17 protein-coding genes are annotated in these 16,626 nt (G+C 74.5%); 14 read left to right on the top strand and 3 right to left on the bottom strand.

Annotated features, from left to right (window positions below):
• The first annotated feature begins 43 nt into the window (after positions 1 to 43).
• The 11 genes from ACWFQ8_RS03905 to ACWFQ8_RS03955 all read left to right on the top strand — a co-directional run bounded on the left by ACWFQ8_RS03905 (position 44) and on the right by ACWFQ8_RS03955 (position 10,873).
• Positions 44 to 778, top strand: coding sequence for a CIS tube protein (locus ACWFQ8_RS03905; RefSeq protein WP_453784563.1), 735 nt, complete (start codon positions 44 to 46; stop codon positions 776 to 778).
• The gene (locus ACWFQ8_RS03910) at positions 775 to 2,592 is read left to right on the top strand and encodes a VgrG-related protein (protein WP_453784564.1); all 1,818 of its coding nucleotides are present in this window, start codon (positions 775 to 777) and stop codon (positions 2,590 to 2,592) included. The genes ACWFQ8_RS03905 and ACWFQ8_RS03910 overlap by 4 nt, the downstream gene beginning before the upstream one ends.
• 136 nt (positions 2,593 to 2,728) lie before the next feature.
• On the top strand, positions 2,729 to 3,046 hold the full coding sequence (locus tag ACWFQ8_RS03915) for a PAAR domain-containing protein (RefSeq protein ID WP_453784565.1): 318 nt from the start codon (positions 2,729 to 2,731) through the stop codon (positions 3,044 to 3,046).
• A complete protein-coding gene (locus ACWFQ8_RS03920; RefSeq protein ID WP_453784566.1) occupies positions 3,046 to 3,468 on the top strand; it encodes a GPW/gp25 family protein in 423 nt (140 codons plus the stop codon). The genes ACWFQ8_RS03915 and ACWFQ8_RS03920 overlap by 1 nt, the downstream gene beginning before the upstream one ends.
• Positions 3,468 to 5,459 (top strand): putative baseplate assembly protein, encoded by a 1,992-nt coding sequence (locus ACWFQ8_RS03925; protein WP_453784567.1) that lies wholly within the window; start codon positions 3,468 to 3,470, stop codon positions 5,457 to 5,459. Before ACWFQ8_RS03920 ends, ACWFQ8_RS03925 begins: the two co-directional genes overlap by 1 nt.
• Complete coding sequence (locus tag ACWFQ8_RS03930; protein WP_453784568.1) at positions 5,456 to 6,028, top strand: phage tail protein; 573 nt, start codon at positions 5,456 to 5,458, stop codon at positions 6,026 to 6,028. Before ACWFQ8_RS03925 ends, ACWFQ8_RS03930 begins: the two co-directional genes overlap by 4 nt.
• A gap of 491 nt (positions 6,029 to 6,519) precedes the next feature.
• Positions 6,520 to 7,509, top strand: a complete 990-nt coding sequence (locus tag ACWFQ8_RS03935; protein ID WP_453784569.1) for a zinc ribbon domain-containing protein — start codon at positions 6,520 to 6,522, stop codon at positions 7,507 to 7,509.
• Positions 7,510 to 7,545: 36 nt separating this feature from the next.
• Positions 7,546 to 8,085 carry a GNAT family N-acetyltransferase gene (locus tag ACWFQ8_RS03940; RefSeq protein WP_453784570.1) on the top strand — a complete coding sequence of 180 codons (540 nt, stop codon included), beginning with the start codon at positions 7,546 to 7,548 and terminating at the stop codon, positions 8,083 to 8,085.
• Between the two features lie 105 nt (positions 8,086 to 8,190).
• Complete coding sequence (locus ACWFQ8_RS03945; protein WP_453784571.1) at positions 8,191 to 8,937, top strand: Mut7-C RNAse domain-containing protein; 747 nt, start codon at positions 8,191 to 8,193, stop codon at positions 8,935 to 8,937.
• Between the two features lie 176 nt (positions 8,938 to 9,113).
• On the top strand, positions 9,114 to 10,700 hold the full coding sequence (locus ACWFQ8_RS03950; protein WP_453784572.1) for an FAD-dependent oxidoreductase: 1,587 nt from the start codon (positions 9,114 to 9,116) through the stop codon (positions 10,698 to 10,700).
• On the top strand, positions 10,697 to 10,873 hold the full coding sequence (locus ACWFQ8_RS03955) for a hypothetical protein (protein ID WP_453784573.1): 177 nt from the start codon (positions 10,697 to 10,699) through the stop codon (positions 10,871 to 10,873). The genes ACWFQ8_RS03950 and ACWFQ8_RS03955 overlap by 4 nt, the downstream gene beginning before the upstream one ends.
• A gap of 68 nt (positions 10,874 to 10,941) precedes the next feature.
• Here ACWFQ8_RS03955 and ACWFQ8_RS03960 read toward each other — a convergent pair whose 3' ends face one another.
• Positions 10,942 to 11,313: a hypothetical protein gene (locus ACWFQ8_RS03960; RefSeq protein ID WP_453784574.1), complete on the bottom strand. Its 372-nt coding sequence runs from the start codon at positions 11,311 to 11,313 to the stop codon at positions 10,942 to 10,944.
• Between the two features lie 324 nt (positions 11,314 to 11,637).
• Here ACWFQ8_RS03960 and ACWFQ8_RS03965 point away from each other — a divergent pair, with 324 nt between their 5' ends.
• Positions 11,638 to 11,973, top strand: a complete 336-nt coding sequence (locus ACWFQ8_RS03965) for a YnfA family protein (protein WP_453784575.1) — start codon at positions 11,638 to 11,640, stop codon at positions 11,971 to 11,973.
• Positions 11,974 to 12,041: 68 nt separating this feature from the next.
• Positions 12,042 to 12,806: an SDR family NAD(P)-dependent oxidoreductase gene (locus tag ACWFQ8_RS03970; RefSeq protein WP_453784576.1), complete on the top strand. Its 765-nt coding sequence runs from the start codon at positions 12,042 to 12,044 to the stop codon at positions 12,804 to 12,806.
• A 66-nt stretch (positions 12,807 to 12,872) separates the two neighbouring features.
• On the opposite strand, the gene ACWFQ8_RS03975 is transcribed toward ACWFQ8_RS03970, so the two are convergent.
• Positions 12,873 to 13,985, bottom strand: a complete 1,113-nt coding sequence (locus ACWFQ8_RS03975; RefSeq protein WP_453784577.1) for a tetratricopeptide repeat-containing glycosyltransferase — start codon at positions 13,983 to 13,985, stop codon at positions 12,873 to 12,875.
• Between the two features lie 47 nt (positions 13,986 to 14,032).
• The gene (locus ACWFQ8_RS03980) at positions 14,033 to 15,529 is read right to left on the bottom strand and encodes a glycosyltransferase family 39 protein (RefSeq protein WP_453784578.1); all 1,497 of its coding nucleotides are present in this window, start codon (positions 15,527 to 15,529) and stop codon (positions 14,033 to 14,035) included.
• Positions 15,530 to 15,784: 255 nt separating this feature from the next.
• On the opposite strand from ACWFQ8_RS03980, the gene ACWFQ8_RS03985 reads away from it, so the two are divergent.
• Positions 15,785 to 16,552: a hypothetical protein gene (locus ACWFQ8_RS03985; RefSeq protein WP_453784579.1), complete on the top strand. Its 768-nt coding sequence runs from the start codon at positions 15,785 to 15,787 to the stop codon at positions 16,550 to 16,552.
• Positions 16,553 to 16,626 lie beyond the last annotated feature (74 nt).

Below are 16,626 nucleotides of genomic sequence, written 5' to 3' on the forward strand. Positions count from 1 at the left end.
CGCACCCCTCTTAGTCTCGCCGCTCCGGAAGGGAGTCCACGGCATGGCCTCATCGGCACGCGCCAGCCGCGCCCGGGCCCAGCTCACCCTCAAGGAGCCCCCCGCCTCGGTCGGGGCCAAGCCCGGCGGAATGATCGCCAAGCTCGACCTCCAGTTCAACCCGTCGACCCTGCAACTGGGCAAGACCACCGAGTGGCGGCGGTCCCCGTCCCGGATGGCGGGCCAGTCGGCACTGCCCGAGTTCGTCGGCAGCGGCCCGCGCACCCTGAGCCTGGACGTGTTCCTCGACGCCACCGCAACCCACGACAACTCGGTGGAGCAGGCGGTGGAGAAGCTGATGAAGGCCTGCGTGCCGACCCCGGCCAGCCTCGGCCGCAAGAAGCCGGCGAGCCCCTGGGTGCGCTTCGAGTGGGGCAGCGCGCGGACGACCTCGTTCGACGGGGTCCTGTCGAACCTGTCGGTCTCGTACACGCTCTTCGACGTGGACGGCAAGCCGTTGCGGGCCACCTGCTCGCTGTCCATCGAGGAAGCGAGCGTCGACCCGCCCGGCCAGAACCCGACGTCCGGAGCGCGCACCGCCCGCAGTACGCACCTCGTGGTGGCGGGCGACAGTCTGGCGATGCTGGCCTGGCGCGAGTACGGCGACGCGACGGCCTGGCGGGCCATCGCCGAGGCCAACGGCATCGACGACCCGATGGCGCTCGCCCCCGGCACCGAGCTCGTGGTGCCGGGCCTGCGGGACGACGAGTACGGCGCCGGCGAGGAGGGGCAGCGATGAGCGCGTCCGCAACCGGGGGCCGTTCGTTCGCGGCCGACCCGATCGTCGAAGCACCCGGCGAACTGCCGCCCGTCTGGGCGGCTCAGCTCGTGAGCTGCGTGGTGGACGAGAACGTGGCACTGCCGGACACCGCGGTCCTCACCTACCGCGACCCCGACCACGAGTTCCTGCGCGCGACGGGCATCACCATCGGCAGCCCGCTGCGGGTGTCGGTGATGACCGTCAAGGGCCAGGCGCGGCAGCGGCTGTTCAACGGCGAGGTCACGGCCCTGGAGATCGACCGCGACCGTACCGGATCGTTCACCGTCGTACGCGCCTACTCCAAGGCGCACCGCCTCCAGCGCGGCCGCAAGGTCGTCGCGTACCGGAACATGACGGTGGCCGCCATCGTCCGCAAGGTGGCGGCCGGAGCCGGGCTGGCCGTCGGGAAGGTGGAGGCCGCGCCGGTCACCCACCAGCAGCTCTCCCAGGCGAACGTCTCCGACTGGGACTTCCTGCAGCACCTCGCCGGCGAGAGCGGGGCCCGGGTGAGCCTCGACGACCAAGGGGTGCTCCACTTCACCCGGCCGGCGAAGGCGTCCGGGGCGCCGGCCCCGTCGACGTCGGCGACGCGCGACCCGATGGTCCTGGAGTACGGACGGAACCTGCTGGCGCTGCGCGCCGCGCTGTCGACCGCCGACGGCGCCTCGAAGGTGCAGGTGCGGGGCTGGGACGTGACCACCAAGCGGCCGCTGGTCGCCGAGCAGCCGTCCGTGGTCAGCGACACCGTGGTGCCGGGCCTCAGCCCGCAGTTCGCCGCGCGGTTCGGCAAGTCGGCCGTGGCCGTCACCGACACCCCCTACCGTACGCAGGCCGAGACGACGGCCGTCGCGAACGCGGCGGCGGCCCAGATCAGCTCCGGCTTCGGCGAGTTGGAGGCCGTGGCCGAGGGGAACCCGCTGCTGCGGGCCGGCAAGCCGGTGGCCCTCGGCAACGTCGGGCAGGCGTTCTCCGGCCGGTACACGGCGACGGCCGTCCAGCACGTCCTGGAGCCGCACGGCGGCTACCGCACCACCGTGTGGGTCAGCGCCAGCCCGGACCGCTCCCTGGCCGGCCTGGTGACCGGTGGCAACGCGCCGGGGCGCGGCCCGCGCATCCCCGGTCTGGCGATCGGCGTGGTGACGGACGTGCGCGAGCCGAACGGCTCCCAGCGGGGCGCGGTCCGCCTGCGGTTCCCCTGGCTGGACGACACCTACGTCAGCGACTGGGTGCGCACCGTCCAGTGGGGCGGCACGGGCGGCGGCGGCGTGGTGAGTCCCGAGGTCAATGACGAGGTGCTGGTCGGCTTCGACCAGGGACTGCTCGACAGCCCGTACGTCATCGGCGGCCTCTACAACGGTGTGGACCAGCCCTCACCGCACGACGTGCCGCTGATCGACAAGACCAGCGGGAAGGTCAACCGCCGCTCGGTGGTGTCCCGTACGGGCCAGCGGGTGGAGCTGCTGGACGCGGCGGCGCCGGGGCCGTCCGGGCTGCGGCTCGTGACCGGGGACGAGCGGCTCGAAGTACGGATGGACGACCGCCTGAACCGGATCGAACTCACCGTGTACGCGGGCCGCAACAAGCCGCTGACCTCCGTCCTCCTGGACCGGAACGGCATCACCCTCGACGCCGGCCGGGGCACCGTGAAGGTGACCGGCAGCCAGGTGGACATCGACGGCACCGCCGGGGTCAGCATCGGCGGCCGGTCGGTCCAGGTGTCCGGTACCAGCGGCGTCACCGTCGACGGCGGCCTGCTCGCCGTCCTCAAGGCCCGACTCGTCCGGATCAACTGAGCCCCCCGTGCCACCGGCGACCACCGCACCCGTTGCACCCCTCGCGCTCCTCGTGCCTCTGGCACCCCTGAAGCCCCGCACCCCTCGCGCCTCTCGTACCCCCTGCGCCACGACCGCCTTCCCCGAGGAGCACCCGATGCCAGCCTCAGCCCGTACCGGCGACCCCACCGACCACGGCGGTCGGATCGCCACGCCACCGCCCGGGGCCGCCAAGGTGGTGGCGACGGTGCTGATCGGCGGCCTCCCCGCCGCCGTCGTGGGCAGCCTGCACGTCTGCCCGATCCCGCCGCACGCGGCCCTGGGACCGGCCAATGTGATCCTGCCCGGACCGGCCGGGCCCGCGGCGGGTGCCGTCCTCATCGGCGGGCTGCCCGCCGCGCGGGCGCGCGACCGCACCGCCTGCGGCGCGATGATCCTGACCGGCGCCCCGAACGTGCTGATCGGGGGCGTGTGATGAGCGACCGGTTCATCGGACGGGGCTGGGCGTTCCCCCTGCGGGTCGGACCGACCGGCGGGATCGCCATGGTCGAGCGGGAACGGGAGCTGGAGGAGGCCATCCGCCTCGTGCTGGGCACCGCGCCCGGCGAGCGGCCGATGCGGCCGGAATTCGGCTGCGGCATCCACGAGTACGTCTTCGCCCCCGGCGACGGCGACACCGCCGGGCGGGTCGCCCAACAGGTGCGCGAGGCGCTGGAGCGGTGGGAGCCCCGGATCGCGGTCGACGAGGTCGTCGTGGCCTTCGACTCCGTGGACGCGGGCACCCTCTACATCGATGTGCACTACACGGTGCGCACCACCAACGACCGGCGCAACCTGGTCTTCCCCTTCTACACGATCCCCTCCGAGGAGGGGGCCGAGGAAATGGTCGCGGACTGATGGCCCTGCCCTCCCCCAACCTGGACGACCGACGGTTCCAGCAACTCGTCGACGAGGCGAAGCGGTACGTGCAGCAGCGCGCCCCGGAGTGGACCGACCACAACGTCTCCGACCCGGGCGTCACGCTGATCGAGACGTTCGCCTACCTCGTGGACCAGCTGCTGTACCGGCTGAACCGGGTCCCGGACAAGAACTACCTGGCGTTCCTCGACCTGCTGGGCATCGGGCTGTACCCGCCCTCGGCCGCCACCGCCGACGTCGACTTCTGGCTGTCGGCTCCGCAGCCCGACACGGTGACGCTGCCGGCGGGCACCGAGGTGACCACCGCGGCCGGCGAGACCGAGGAAGCGGCGGTCTTCGCCACCACCGACGAACTGCGGATCCTGCCGAGCGAGTTGACCCGGCTGGTCACCGCGCCCCGCACCGGTGAGCTGACCGACCGGACCGGTGCCCTCACCGAGGGCCGCGACACGCCGTGCTTCCAGGCGACCCCCGAGCCCGGTGACGCGCTGCTGTTCGGGCTGCCCACGGCCGTGCCGCGCTGCGTGGTCGCCGTGCGCCTGGACAGCCGCGTCGAGGGCGTCGGCGTCGACCCGCGCCAGCCCCCGCTGGTGTGGGAGGCCTGGGACGGCGGCCGGTGGCAGCTCTGCGAGACCGGCTCCGACAGCACCGGCGGACTCAACCGGCCCGGCGAGGTCATCGTCCACGTACCGGCCGGGCACACCGCGTCGGTGATCAGCGGGACCCGCGCGGGCTGGCTGCGCTGCCGGGTCACCGAGGCCGAGCCCGGCCAGCCGTTCTACTCCGACTCCCCGACCGTGCGCGAGGCCGCCGTCTTCACCGTCGGCGGCACGATGACCGTGGAGCACGCCGAGCGGGTGCGCGACGTACCGCTCGGCGCGTCCGAGGGAGTGGCGGGACAGACCTTCCGGGTCGGCCGCCCGCCCGTACTGCTCGACGGGGAGCCCCCGGTGGTCGAGGTGTCCTCCCCCGACGGCTGGCAGCGCTGGGACGTGGTGGACCACTTCGGCCGCTCCGGACCCGACGACCGGCACGTGCGCGTGGACGCCGCCACCGGCGAGTTCGCGTTCGCGCCCGTACTGCGCGAGGCCGACGGCACCCTGCGCCCCTGCGGCGCCGTACCGCCCAAGGGTGCCCAGGTCCGGGTGGCCCGCTACCGCACCGGGGGCGGCCCGGCCGGCAACGTCTCCCGGGGCGCGATCTCCGTACTGCGCAGCTCCGTCCCGTACATCGCCCGGGTCACCAACCGGGAGGCGGCGCGCGGCGGCGTCGCCGGCGAGACGATCGACAACGCCAAGCTGCGGGCGCCGCAGACGCTGCGCATGCAGGAACGCGCGGTGACCGCCGAGGACTACGAGATCATCGCCCGGCGGGCGGCGCCCTCGGTACGGCGGGTCCGCTGCCTGCCGGCCACGGCCGGCGGGGGCGGGGCTGGTGGGGACGGCGGGGGCGGCGCGGGCTCGGTGCGGGTCCTGGTGGTCCCGGACGCGGTGGCCGACGAGGGCGACCGGCTCCGCTTCGAGCAGCTGATCCCCTCCGACCAGGTGCTCGCCTCGATCACCGCGGCCCTGGACGAACGACGCCTGATCGGCACGCGCCTCGTCGTGGAGCCGCCCGTCTACCAGGGCGTCACCGTGGTCGCCCGGCTGTCGGCACCCCCCGGGGACGCCGACCGGGTGCGCGACGCGGCGCTGGCCGCGCTGTTCCGGCACCTCGACCCGCTGCACGGCGGCCCCGACGGCGCCGGCTGGCCGTTCGGGCGGCCCGTGCAGTACGGGGAGGTGTTCGGCGTACTGCAACGCGCCGTCGGGGACGTCCTGGTGGAGGAGATCCGGTTGTTCGCCGCCGACCCGATCACCGGGCGGCGCGGCGCACCGGTCGACCGGATCGACATCGGCGCGGGCGCGCTCGTCTTCTCGTACCAGCACCAGGTGGTCGTGACGGCCCCGCGGCCGGAGGTGCACGGATGAGCCGGGCCGCGGTCCCGGGCCTGCCCAGTCGGCACCCGATCGGCGACCAACTGCCCGCGCTGTACGCCGACGACGACTTCGCGCAACGGTTCACGGCGGGACTGGACACGGTCCTGGCCCCGGTGTTCGCCACCCTCGACAACCTGCCCGCCTACTTCGACCCGCGCCTGGCCCCGGCCGACTTCCTGTCCTGGCTGGCGTCCTGGGTCGGCGTCGTCGACGACCCCAGGTGGCCGACCGAGCTGCGGCGCGAGGCGGTGGCCCGCGCGGTGGAACTGCACCACCGGCGCGGCACCCGGGGCGGCCTGGTCGACGCCCTGCGCCTGGTGCTGGGCGTGTCCGCCCAGGTCAGCGGGGACGGCGGGGCCATCTGGTCCCGTACGGCCGGCGCCGATCTGCCGCCGCCTCCGGCCGACGAGGTCCTGGTACGGGTGTGGGCGTCCCCGGGCATCGAGGCGTACCCGGTGGACGAGGACCGGGTCCGCGCGCTCGTCCGCACCCTGTGCCCCGTCCACACGGTGTGCCGGGTGGAGGTCCTGCCGGGACCGCCCGGGGAGGAAGGGAGATGACGGCGATGCGAGCGTGTCCCGTGTGCGGGGCGTCCAACGGCCCGACGGACGACTTCTGCGGCAACTGCGGCTCCTACCTGGGCTGGTCGGACTCCCCCCCGACCCCTGACCCTGACCCCGTCCCGACCCCTGACCCCACCCCGACCCCTGCCCCGACCTCTGACCCCGTCCCAGCCCCTGACCCGACCGCGGTCCCGACCCCTGACCCTGACCCCCTCTCGGCTCCGGCCCCGGCCCCGGCCCCGGCCACGCTTCCGCCCGCGCCGATCCCCGACACGGGACCCGGCGCGGGTGCGGGCACGGGTACGGGCACAGGCACAGGTGCAGCCACCCGTTCAGGCGCAGGCACCGGCACCGGCACCGGCACAAGTACGGCTTCCGGCACCGGCACGGGCGCCAGGACCGGCACCGGTACCGGTGCTGCGGTCGACGCGGGTACGGGTGCCGGCTCCCGGGCCGCGGCGGCGGCGCGGGCCGACGCGCCCCCGCCCGTGGAGTCCGCCGCAGCCCCGCCGGGGCCCGCCGCGGCGGCCCGGACGGCCGCCACCCCGCAAGCCCGCAACGCCACCGTCAGCACCGGCAGCACCGCCAGGACCGGCGCAACCGGCGCCACCGGCGCCCCCCGCACCGGCCCGGGGCCCCGCGGCGCGGGGCCGCCCGCCCCCGTACCGCCCACCACCCCAGCGGTAGCTGCTCCGCAGCCCGTCCGCCCCGCGAAGGCCGCCGCCGCACGCCCCGTCGTACGCCGCCCCGCGGTGAGCGACGACGACACACCCGGGGTGCCCTGTCCCGCCTGCGGCGCGGCCAACCCGCCCGAGCGCCGCTTCTGCCGCCGCTGCGCGGCGCCTCTGACGCCCGGCACCGCACCGGCACCCCTGCCGTGGTGGCGCACGGTGTGGCCGTTCCGCCGGCGCACACGGGCCGGCTCCGGCCGCATGGTGCGCTTCCTGGTGATCCTGACCGTGGTGCTGGCCCTGTGCGCGGCCGGCTTCCTGCTGCTGCCCGCCGGCCGCCACCTGCTGGAGGACACCCGGGACAAGCTCTCCAAGGCCAAGGCGGTGACCCCGACCCGCGTCGAGGCCAGCGCCGAAGTCCCCGGGCACCCCGTGGGCCACGGCACGGACGGGCTCAGCAACCGCTACTGGGGCGCGCCCGGCGCCGGCGCCTCGGTGACGTACACGTTCGCCAAGCCCTTCCGCCTGGTCGACGTGATCGTCACCAACGGTGCCTCGCCGGCGCCCGAGGAGTACGTGAAGCAGGGACGGGCCCTGCGGATCGACATGGAGGTGACGGCACGGGACGGGCGGAAGGTCCACAAGAGGCTCACGCTGAGCGACAAGCCCGGTCCCCAGACGTTCCCCACCGGCATCAGTGACGCCACGACGGTCCGGCTGACCCTATCCGAACCCGCCGGAGCCGCAGGAGCCGGCGCGGACCGCCATCTCGCACTCGCGGAGGTGGAGTTCTTCCAGCGGAGCTGATCGTCCGGTGCCGGCGCCGGGGATAGGGTCCCGGGCATGTCTAAGACGCGGGGTGCGGTGCGGCTGACGCCGTGGGGGCCGGAGGACTTCTGGCTGTTGCGGCGCAAGAACTCGGCCGAGATGACGAGGTTCCTGGGCGGGCCGGAGAGCGAGGAGAAACTCGCCGACCGGCAGCGGCGGTACGAGGCCCTGAGCGCGCGGGAGCCCGCGGCGGGGCGGATGTTCCGCGTGGACCTGGTGGCACCGGGCGGTAGCCGGGACGCGGTCGGGACCATCGGCTTCTGGGAACGGGAGTGGCGGGGCGAGCCGGTGTACGAGAGCGGCTGGGCGGTCCTCCCGGAGTTCCGGGGCCAAAGGCTGGCGGCGGCGGCGCTGACGGAGCTGCTGGCGCACCTCGGCGAACACGGCACCCGCGGGGCCGTCCACGCCTTCCCGCGCACGGACCACGCGGCCTCCAACGCGGTCTGCCGCCGCGCGGGCTTCACCTGCCTGGGCCGAGTAGATCTCGAATACCCCCCGGGAGTCCCCCACCCCAGCCACGACTGGCACCACCCCCTCCCCCGACCACTCCCCTGACCACTCCGGGCAGCCCCAACCGTGGGACCCGGCACAGCCGTCGCCCACGGCGGGGCGGGATAAATACGGCCGCGGGAACGGGGGTGGCAGTGGCATGCTGGCAGGGTGAACGGACCCGGTATTCAGCTCACCCTCGCCCCCGAACTGCGCCTGTTCGCGTCGCCCAGCCGGCGCGCCGAGCGCGTGCCGACCGCGACCGACGGCGCGTCCAGCCTCGGGCACGTCGTCGAGTCGGCCGGTGTTCCGCTCACCGAGGTCGGCCGGCTGCTCGTCGACGGGCAGGAGGTGCCCGTCTCGTACGTGCCCCAGGACGGCCAATCGGTCGAGGTGTTCGGGGTCGACCGCCCCCAGCACATCCCCGGCGCACCGCTCCGCTTCCTCCTCGACGTCCACCTGGGCACCCTCGCCCGCCGCCTGCGCCTGCTCGGCGTCGACGCCGCCTACGAGAACGAGGACATCGGCGACCCCGCCCTCGCCACCCGCTCCGCCGCCGAACAGCGCGTCCTGCTCTCCCGTGACCGCGGACTGCTGCGCCGCCGCGAGATCTTCGCCGGCGCGTACGTCTACAGCGACAACCCGGACGAGCAACTGCGCGACGTCCTCGGCCGCTTCGCGCCCGTGCTCACGCCCTGGACCCGCTGCACCGCATGCAACGGTCCCCTCCACGAGGCCGACAAGGACAGCGTGGGCGATCGTCTGGAACACGGCACCCACCGCTCCTACGACGTGTTCGCGCAGTGCACCGACTGCGAGCGCGTCTACTGGCGCGGCGCCCACCACGCCCGCCTGGAACGGATCGTCGACGAGGCCCTCGTAGAATTCGGCACCGCCGGAGCACCCGGCACCGCCTGAACACAGGGCACCGCCTGAGCACCCGGCACCGCCGCACCGTCGGGCCCCGCCCGCGCCTCAGCCACCCGGCACCGCCCGGCACGCACCGGACCGCGCCGGAGTGTCCCGCACCGCCGGGGAATCCGTACCGCCCGGCTCACGGCCGCGGCGGGGACCGGCTGGCAGACTGCCGGGGCATGACCACCGTTGCAGAGGAACCGCTCGACGTCGTCGTCGTGGGCGCCGGGCCCACCGGTCTGCTCCTGGCCGGGGACCTGGCCGCCGCCGGACTCTCCGTCACCGTCCTCGAACGCCGCCCCCGCACGGCCGCCAACCTCACCCGCGCCTTCGCCGTACACGCCCGCACCCTCGAACTGCTCGACGCCCGCGGCCTCGCCGACGAGCTCGTCGCCCGCGGTCGGCAGATCGATCGCATCAGCCCCTTCGGCGGCATGGCCCTCTCCCTTCAACGCCTCAACACGCGCTACCCGTTCGTCCTCATCACCCCTCAATATGAGACAGAGAAACTCCTGGAGCGTCGCGCGCTGTCCACAGGTGTGGACATCCGGTACGACTGTCAGTTCGTCGGACTGCAACAGGACCCGGAACAGCAGGACCCGGCACGGCGGACCCCGGACGGCGCCACCGACCGGGCCACCGACCGCGCCGCCGACCGGGCCGCCGACTCCGCCCCCGTCACCCTCGCCGTCCGTACGGCCGGGGGCGCCCTCACCGCCCTCCACGCCCGCCACGTCGTCGGCGCCGACGGGGTCCGCTCCACCGTCCGCGACGCCCTCGGACTGCCCTTCCCCGGTCAGGCCGTCGTCCGCTCCATGATCCTGGCGGACGTGCGGCTGACCGATCCGCCCGCCGAGCTCCTCACCGTCAACGGCACGGACGACTCCTTCGCCTTCCTCGTGCCCTTCGGGGACGGTTGGTACCGCGCCATCGGCTGGCGCCGCGAGACCGCCGGGAACCCCGCCCCCGCCCCCGGAGACCCCGTCGGCCTCGACGAGCTGCGCGCCATCGCCCGCACCGCCCTCGGCACCGACCACGGCATGCACGGCCACCGCTGGATCTCCCGCCTCCAGAGCGACGAACGCCAGGTCCCCCACTACCGCCTGGGCCGCGTCTTCCTCGCCGGCGACGCCGCCCACGTGCACTCCCCCGCGGGCGGCCTCGGTATGAACACCGGCCTCCAGGACGCCGCCAACCTCTCCTGGAAGCTCGCGGCCGTCCTCCACGGCCGGGCACCGGACCCCGAGGACCTCCTCGACAGCTACCACCGCGAACGCCACCCGGTCGGCCGCCTGGTCCTGCGCGTCAGCGGCGCCATCGTCCGCTCCGCCATGGCCACCGGCCCGGCCCCCCGCACCGCCCGCCGGCTCGGCGGCGCGCTGCTCCCCCGCCTCGGCCCCGTCCAGGACCGCGCCCTCGGCCTGGTCAGCGGCATCGCGCTCGCCTATCCGCCGCCGCCCGGCACCCGCCGCCCCGCGGGCCGGCGCGCCCCCGACCTCGCCCTGGCCGACGGGGAGCGGCTCTACGAGGCCCTGCGCGAGGGCGGCTTCGTCCTGGTCACCCCGCCGGGCGCGGCCACCCCGCCCGGTACCCCGCTCACCCACCGGCACTGGCGCGCGGAAGGACGTACCGCCTGCGTCCTCGTCCGACCCGACGGGTACGTCGCCTGGAGCGCCGCGCGCGCCACCGACACCGAACTCGCGACGGCACTGGCTCCCTGGCTGCTGCCCGCCCCCACCCACCCGGACACGGACCCGAAGCCGTGACCGCCGCGACGACCCCGGCCACCCGCCGGTGCGCCTCGAACGGCGCGGCCGTCAAGGTGCGGGACCAGGACCACCTGGCCGTCGTGGCCCTCGCCGACGAGAACCCGGCCCGGGGGGACCGGCCCCGGATCGTACGAACCCTCCTGGAGGGACGCCTCGGCCCGGCGGCCTGACGGGACCCTACGACGCGCACCGGCCCCCGGGGTGTGAGCGCCCCGCGGGACCCGGCGCCGCAGCGGGCTCAGAAGGCGTACGAGTCGCCCGTGTCCAGGGCCAGCACCGCGTGCTCGTTGTTCGCCAGGTTCCGGTCCGTCGCGCCGCCGTTCCACCACGTGTCCACCCGCAGGACCACCTCCGGTACCGGCTCCCGCAGTTGCAGCACCATCCCGATGTGCCGGCCCCGCCCGTGCAGCGGCAGCGGTCCCGTCTCGCACATGACCTCGCGCGCCCCGGCGCGCACGCAGCCCGGTGCGAGCTCCTGATGGTCGGCGAGGTCGGCCGTCAGCCGGATCCGCACCGCCGCGTTGGGCAGCGCGGCCGGGCCGTCGTTCTGCGGGACCAGCCACACCCGCAGCCGGCCCTCCCGCAGGGACACCCGCCCCCGGTACGCCACGTCCGCCTCCGGCCCGGCCCCCCCGGCCGCGGTCGGCACCAACGGAGCACCCGGAGCACCCGGAAGACCCAGAGCCCCCGGAGCCCCTTGACCGGCCGGGACCGGACCGGCCGAAGCCGCCCCGCCCGCCCCGGCCGCCGCCCCGAGCGCCAGCAACCCGGCCACCACCACACTGCGTACGGCACCACGGCGCACCGACACCACCTCCTCGCGCGAACGCTAACCAGCACCGCCCCCGCCCGGTCGGACCATCACACGAACGAGGGCGCGCCTCCCCCCATCTGCGCTCCCCCGCCCCGCCCGCGTGCCGCCTACCTTTGAGCCATGCTCATCGCCCGCTCCGCCGCCCTGTTCGCCCTCGCCGCCCTTCTGGAGATCGGCGGCGCCTGGCTCGTCTGGCAAGGCGTCCGGGAGCACAAGGGCTGGGCCTGGATCGGCGCCGGCGTCATCGCCCTCGGGCTCTACGGCTTCGTCGCGACCCTCCAGCCGCAAGGCGACTTCGCCCGTGTCCTCGCCGCCTACGGCGGGGTCTTCGTCGCGGGCTCCCTCGTCTGGGGCGCGGTGGCCGACGGCTACCGGCCCGACCGCTGGGACGTCGTCGGCGCCCTCGTGTGCCTCGCCGGCATGGCCCTGATCATGTACGCCCCGCGCGGGCGCTGAACGGTGCCTATGCTGGCGGGGAACCGCCCGTACGAATGACCGAACGACCCCACGACCGAGGAGCCCGCATGAGCACGGCCGCCACCCGAACCGCCGTAGTCACCGGCGCGAGCAGCGGCATCGGCGCGGCCACCGCCCGGCAGCTCGCCGCGGCCGGCTACCACGTCGTCCTCACCGCCCGCCGCAAGGACCGCATCGAGGCCCTGGCCGCCGAGATCGGCGCGGCCGGACACTCCGCGGCGGCCCACGCCCTCGACGTCACCGACCGCGCCGCCGTCGACGCCTTCGCGGCCTCGCTCGACCGCTGCGACGTGCTCGTCAACAACGCGGGCGGTGCCATCGGGGCGGAGCCGGTCGCCACCGGCGACCCCGCCGACTGGCGCACGATGTACGAGGTCAACGTCATCGGCACGCTCCACGTGACCCAGGCCCTGCTCCCGGCGCTCACCGCGTCCGGCGACGGCACGGTGGTCGTCCTGTCCTCCACCGCCGGCCACTCCACGTACGAGGGCGGCGCCGGCTACGTCGCCGCGAAGAACGGCGCGCGCGTCCTCGCCGAGACGCTCCGGCTGGAGATCGTCGGCCAGCCCGTACGCGTCATCGAGATCGCCCCCGGCATGGTCAAGACGGAGGAGTTCGCCACGACCCGCTTCCGCGGCGACACCGACAAGGCCGCCAAGGTCTACGCGGGCGTGGCGCAGCCGCTCTCCGCCGACGACGTGGCCGACACGATCACCTGGGCGGTGACGCGCCCCAGCCACGTCAACATCGACCTGCTGGTGGTCCGCCCCCGCGCCCAGGCCTCGAACACCAAGGTCCACCGCGAGCTGTGACGCACCGCGGCGCGTGGTGCCCCCGCTCGCCGTCAACCCCTCGGGTCGACCCGTGCGCCCGACCGGTCAAGCGTCCACGAGATCGCGCGAGGCGATCCTTTCCCGGGCGAACTCAAGGTTCCGCGTGACGCGTTCCCGCTGGTCGGCCGGGAGTTTGCCGCCCGCGAGGAGCCGTCGCGCGCAGTCCGCGGACTCCTCGTACTCCCCGACCCAGAAGGCCGCCACGGCGAGCTCGTCGAGCGCGCGCCAGTCGTACCAGTCGAACTCGACGAACAGCACGTCCGCCGGGTACGGGATCCGCGCCGCCTGCCGCGCGAACAGGTACGCCAGCGGCCAGCGCTCGCCGCCCACCCGGCACAGGCGCGCGAGGTCGCCGAGGGCCTCGGCCCGCCCGGGGCGGCTCTCGTGCGCACGCAGGTAGCGGTCCATCACCTCCCTCGGCGGCCGCCCGAGCGCCACGGCCAGGCGCGCCGCGTAGAGGCGGGCGCAGAAGACCTCCTCGGCGAAGCCGCCCATGCCCGCCCGCCGGTCGTACGCGGCGAGCGACTTCTCCGGCTCTCCGGCGTCGCGCCAGGTCTGGGCCAGGTAGAAGACGTAGCGGGAGTTTTCGGGCTCCTTGGCCAGTCCCGCCTCCAGGACCTCGGCGTCGCGCAGGTACTTGGCGCGCTGGCCGTCCTTGAGCCGGGCGCCGCCGCCCACCGAGAGGATGTGGGCGCCCTGGAGCGTCCCGAGCTCGTACGGCCCTCCGCACTCGATGTACTCGTGCAGGACACCGACGTAGCGCCAGGGCAGCCGGGTCGAGACCAGCGCCGGCCGGTAGTGGATGATCGGCCCGTCGTGCAGGGCGACCCGGTACGCGTCGTGCGTCAGCGGCGGCATGCGGAAGCCCGGCTCCACCTCCATCAGGTCGTCGGCGTCGATGAACAGCAGGTAGTCCGCTCGCTCGCGCGCGAGTTCGACGGCCTCACTACGGCTCACGTCGAAGCCCTTGAACGGCCGTTCGTAGAGGGTGCCCGGCAGATCGCCGAGCACCTCACGGATCACGTCCTGGGTGCCGTCCGTCGAACCGGTGTCGACGACGACCCACGTGTCGATCAGCGGACGCACGGATTCGAGACAGCGCCGGACCACCGCCGCCTCGTCCTTGACGATCATGTTCAGGCAGACCGTTGGTGCCACAGCTTCCCTCCACCTCTGTGATGTGCAGTCGCGAAACGATGAGGGTTCTACGGTGTGCGCTCCAGGAGCGCCACGGTCAGGCCGTCGAGCCGTTCCGTCCCGTAGGTGGTGTAGCGCGCCCGCAGCACCCGTGACTGGTCGGCCGGGACCGCGTCCAGAGCGTCGGAGGGGCTGCCCGGTACCACCACCCAGATCCGGCGCTCGTCCTTGAGGCAAGCGGCCGGCCGGGCGCAATGGACCGGGTACAGCTCGTCGTTCTCGGCGGCCGTGGCGGCGAGGAACACCTCCCTCGGCGCGGGGCCCCGCCCGAGGTAGTAGCGGACTCCCTGGTCGAGCATCCAGGGCGCGCCCCGGACGTAGACCGCGCCGTCGCCGGGGCGGACGTACTTCTGGATGGTCCGCGCCGCTCCCGCGTAGTCCGCGCCGTGCGGGACGTCGTGCTCGTACTCCCCCCGCATCCGGCGCTGGTCGGGCAGGACGAGTACGGCGAGCACGGCCAGGGCCACCCCTGCCGTCAGCCGGGACCGCGTCGCCCCGGCGAGTCCGGCGCCCGCCGCCAGCGCCCAGGCCGGCACGGTGAACAGGAGGTACTGGAAGCGGAAGTAGGAGACGTCCCCGTGGGAGGCCGCCCACAGGACGAGCGGGGGCGCCAGGGCCGTCGTGGCGCACAGCAGGAGGGCGTCGGGGCGGCTCTTCCACGCCAGGGCGGCGAGCATGATCACCGCTCCGGCGCACAGGGCCGACGCGAACAGCTGGGGCCAGATCCCGGCGAGGCCCCACCCGTCCGGCTCGGCCAGCCAGAAGAGCTGGCGGGACGCCTGCGACCGGCCCAGCAGGATCACCGGAACGGCGCAGGCGACGCCGGCCGCGGCCGCGAGGCAGAACCCCCAGGGCACGCGCCGCTCGCGGCGGGCCCGCAGGAGCACCGCCGCCAGGTGCCCGGTCAGCACGGTGAGCGCGATGAGGTGCAGCAGCCCCACGACCGCCACGCACAGCCCGTACGCGGCCCAACGACGGCGGGCCCGGGGCGCGTCCAGCGCCCGGAGCAGCAGCAGGGTCGCGAGGGTCGCGGCCAGCACCACCAGGGCGTAGCCGCGGGCCTCGTGGCCGAACCGGCTCACCATGGGGACGAGGGCGAAGAGCAGGCCGGCGCACAGTCCGGCGCGCGGGGTGAAGATCCGGCGCCCGATCAGGGCCACGACGGCCGCGGTCGCGCTCATGGCCAGTGCCGAGGGCAGGCGCAGGGCGGTGTGCCCGTCACCCCACACGGACATCCACCCGTGCATCAGGAGGTAGTACGTCCCGTGCACGGCGTCGACGTGGTGCAGCAGGGACAGGATGCGGCCGGTGCTGCGCGTGCCCACCTCCCAGGTGACCAGTTCGTCGGTGCCCAGTTGCGGGGCGCCGATGCCGGACAGCACGAAGGCCAGCGTGGTGAGCGCCGGCCCCATCCACAGGCCGGGTGTTTCCTCCAGGCGCCGTCGTCGCCTCGACCGGTCCGGCCGGGTCTCCACGGACGGAGCGGGACGGGTGAGAGTCGTCACGGAACAGTCATAGCCCCGCCCCGCGGCCGACCGGGGTTTGCCACGGACCGATCATCCTGTGTTCGCCTGATCAGCCCCGGATCCGGCGTCGTACCCGCGGCCGCGCCGCCGCCATTGGGTCAGTCACGCTGAGCCGATGTGATGATCTGTCCGCGTGGCTCCCGGTATATGACGGTCCCGCTCTCGAATGATGCCGGGAGAGGCACGACCGCCTCAGGGTCGACCCACCCCACCGGTTCCATGAGGAGCAGTCAGATGAGTTCCGAGAAAAGGACCCCACTTAGCCTGGGCCCCCTTCCCCGGCAGGGAAGATGGCTGGCCGGTGGCGCGCTGGCGTCCCTGGCCGTCGTGATGCTCGGCTACGCCACTCCCGCGGTCGCGATCCCCGGAAGGCCGGAGGTGGCCGGAGCGGCTGCGTCGGACAGGTCGGGCGGTGACACGTGCAAGACCAGCAAGGGCCCGAACGGCGCCGCCGACGTCCGGGGGTTCGACGAAGACCGCCTCGCAAAGGACAAGTGCAAGGGCGCCACCGGGGCCACCGGCCCGACGGGCCCGACCGGGCCCACGGGCCCCCCCGGACCCGGCGGCTCCTGCGTGGACATCTCCACCTCGTGGGACGAGGCCGAGGTCAGGTACACCGGCGTACTGACCCCCGACGGCACCGCCTGGGCGGGCGTGTACGACTTCAACGCGGACAACCCGGACGAGCCGGCCTACACCTGGTACGACCTCACCTCCGGAGCCGAGGACTACCCGGACGACCCCTGCGGGATCACGCTCACCGAGACCCGCAACAGGGTCAACGTACAAGTGGTCACCACCGGCGGGGAGGTATGGGAGGTCACCTGCCCGGTGGACCGCGGTGAGCCCGACCTGCTGGAGTGCCCCGACCCCCTCGTCTGGACCCCGGTCAACCCCCAGCCGCCGGGAACCGGCCTCCTCCTGAACCGGGCCCCCCGGGCCCCCGGCGTCAGCGCGCCGCCCGCAGACAAGGGCCTCGCGAAGAGCGCGATGCGTTCCTGACCCACCGGAACGAAAATCCGCCGCACCGCCGTGCCGTGCCCGCAGCCGCCGGGCACGGCACGCGTGCGTACGGG

The sequence above is a fragment of the Streptomyces sp. NPDC055254 genome (assembly GCF_053606025.1).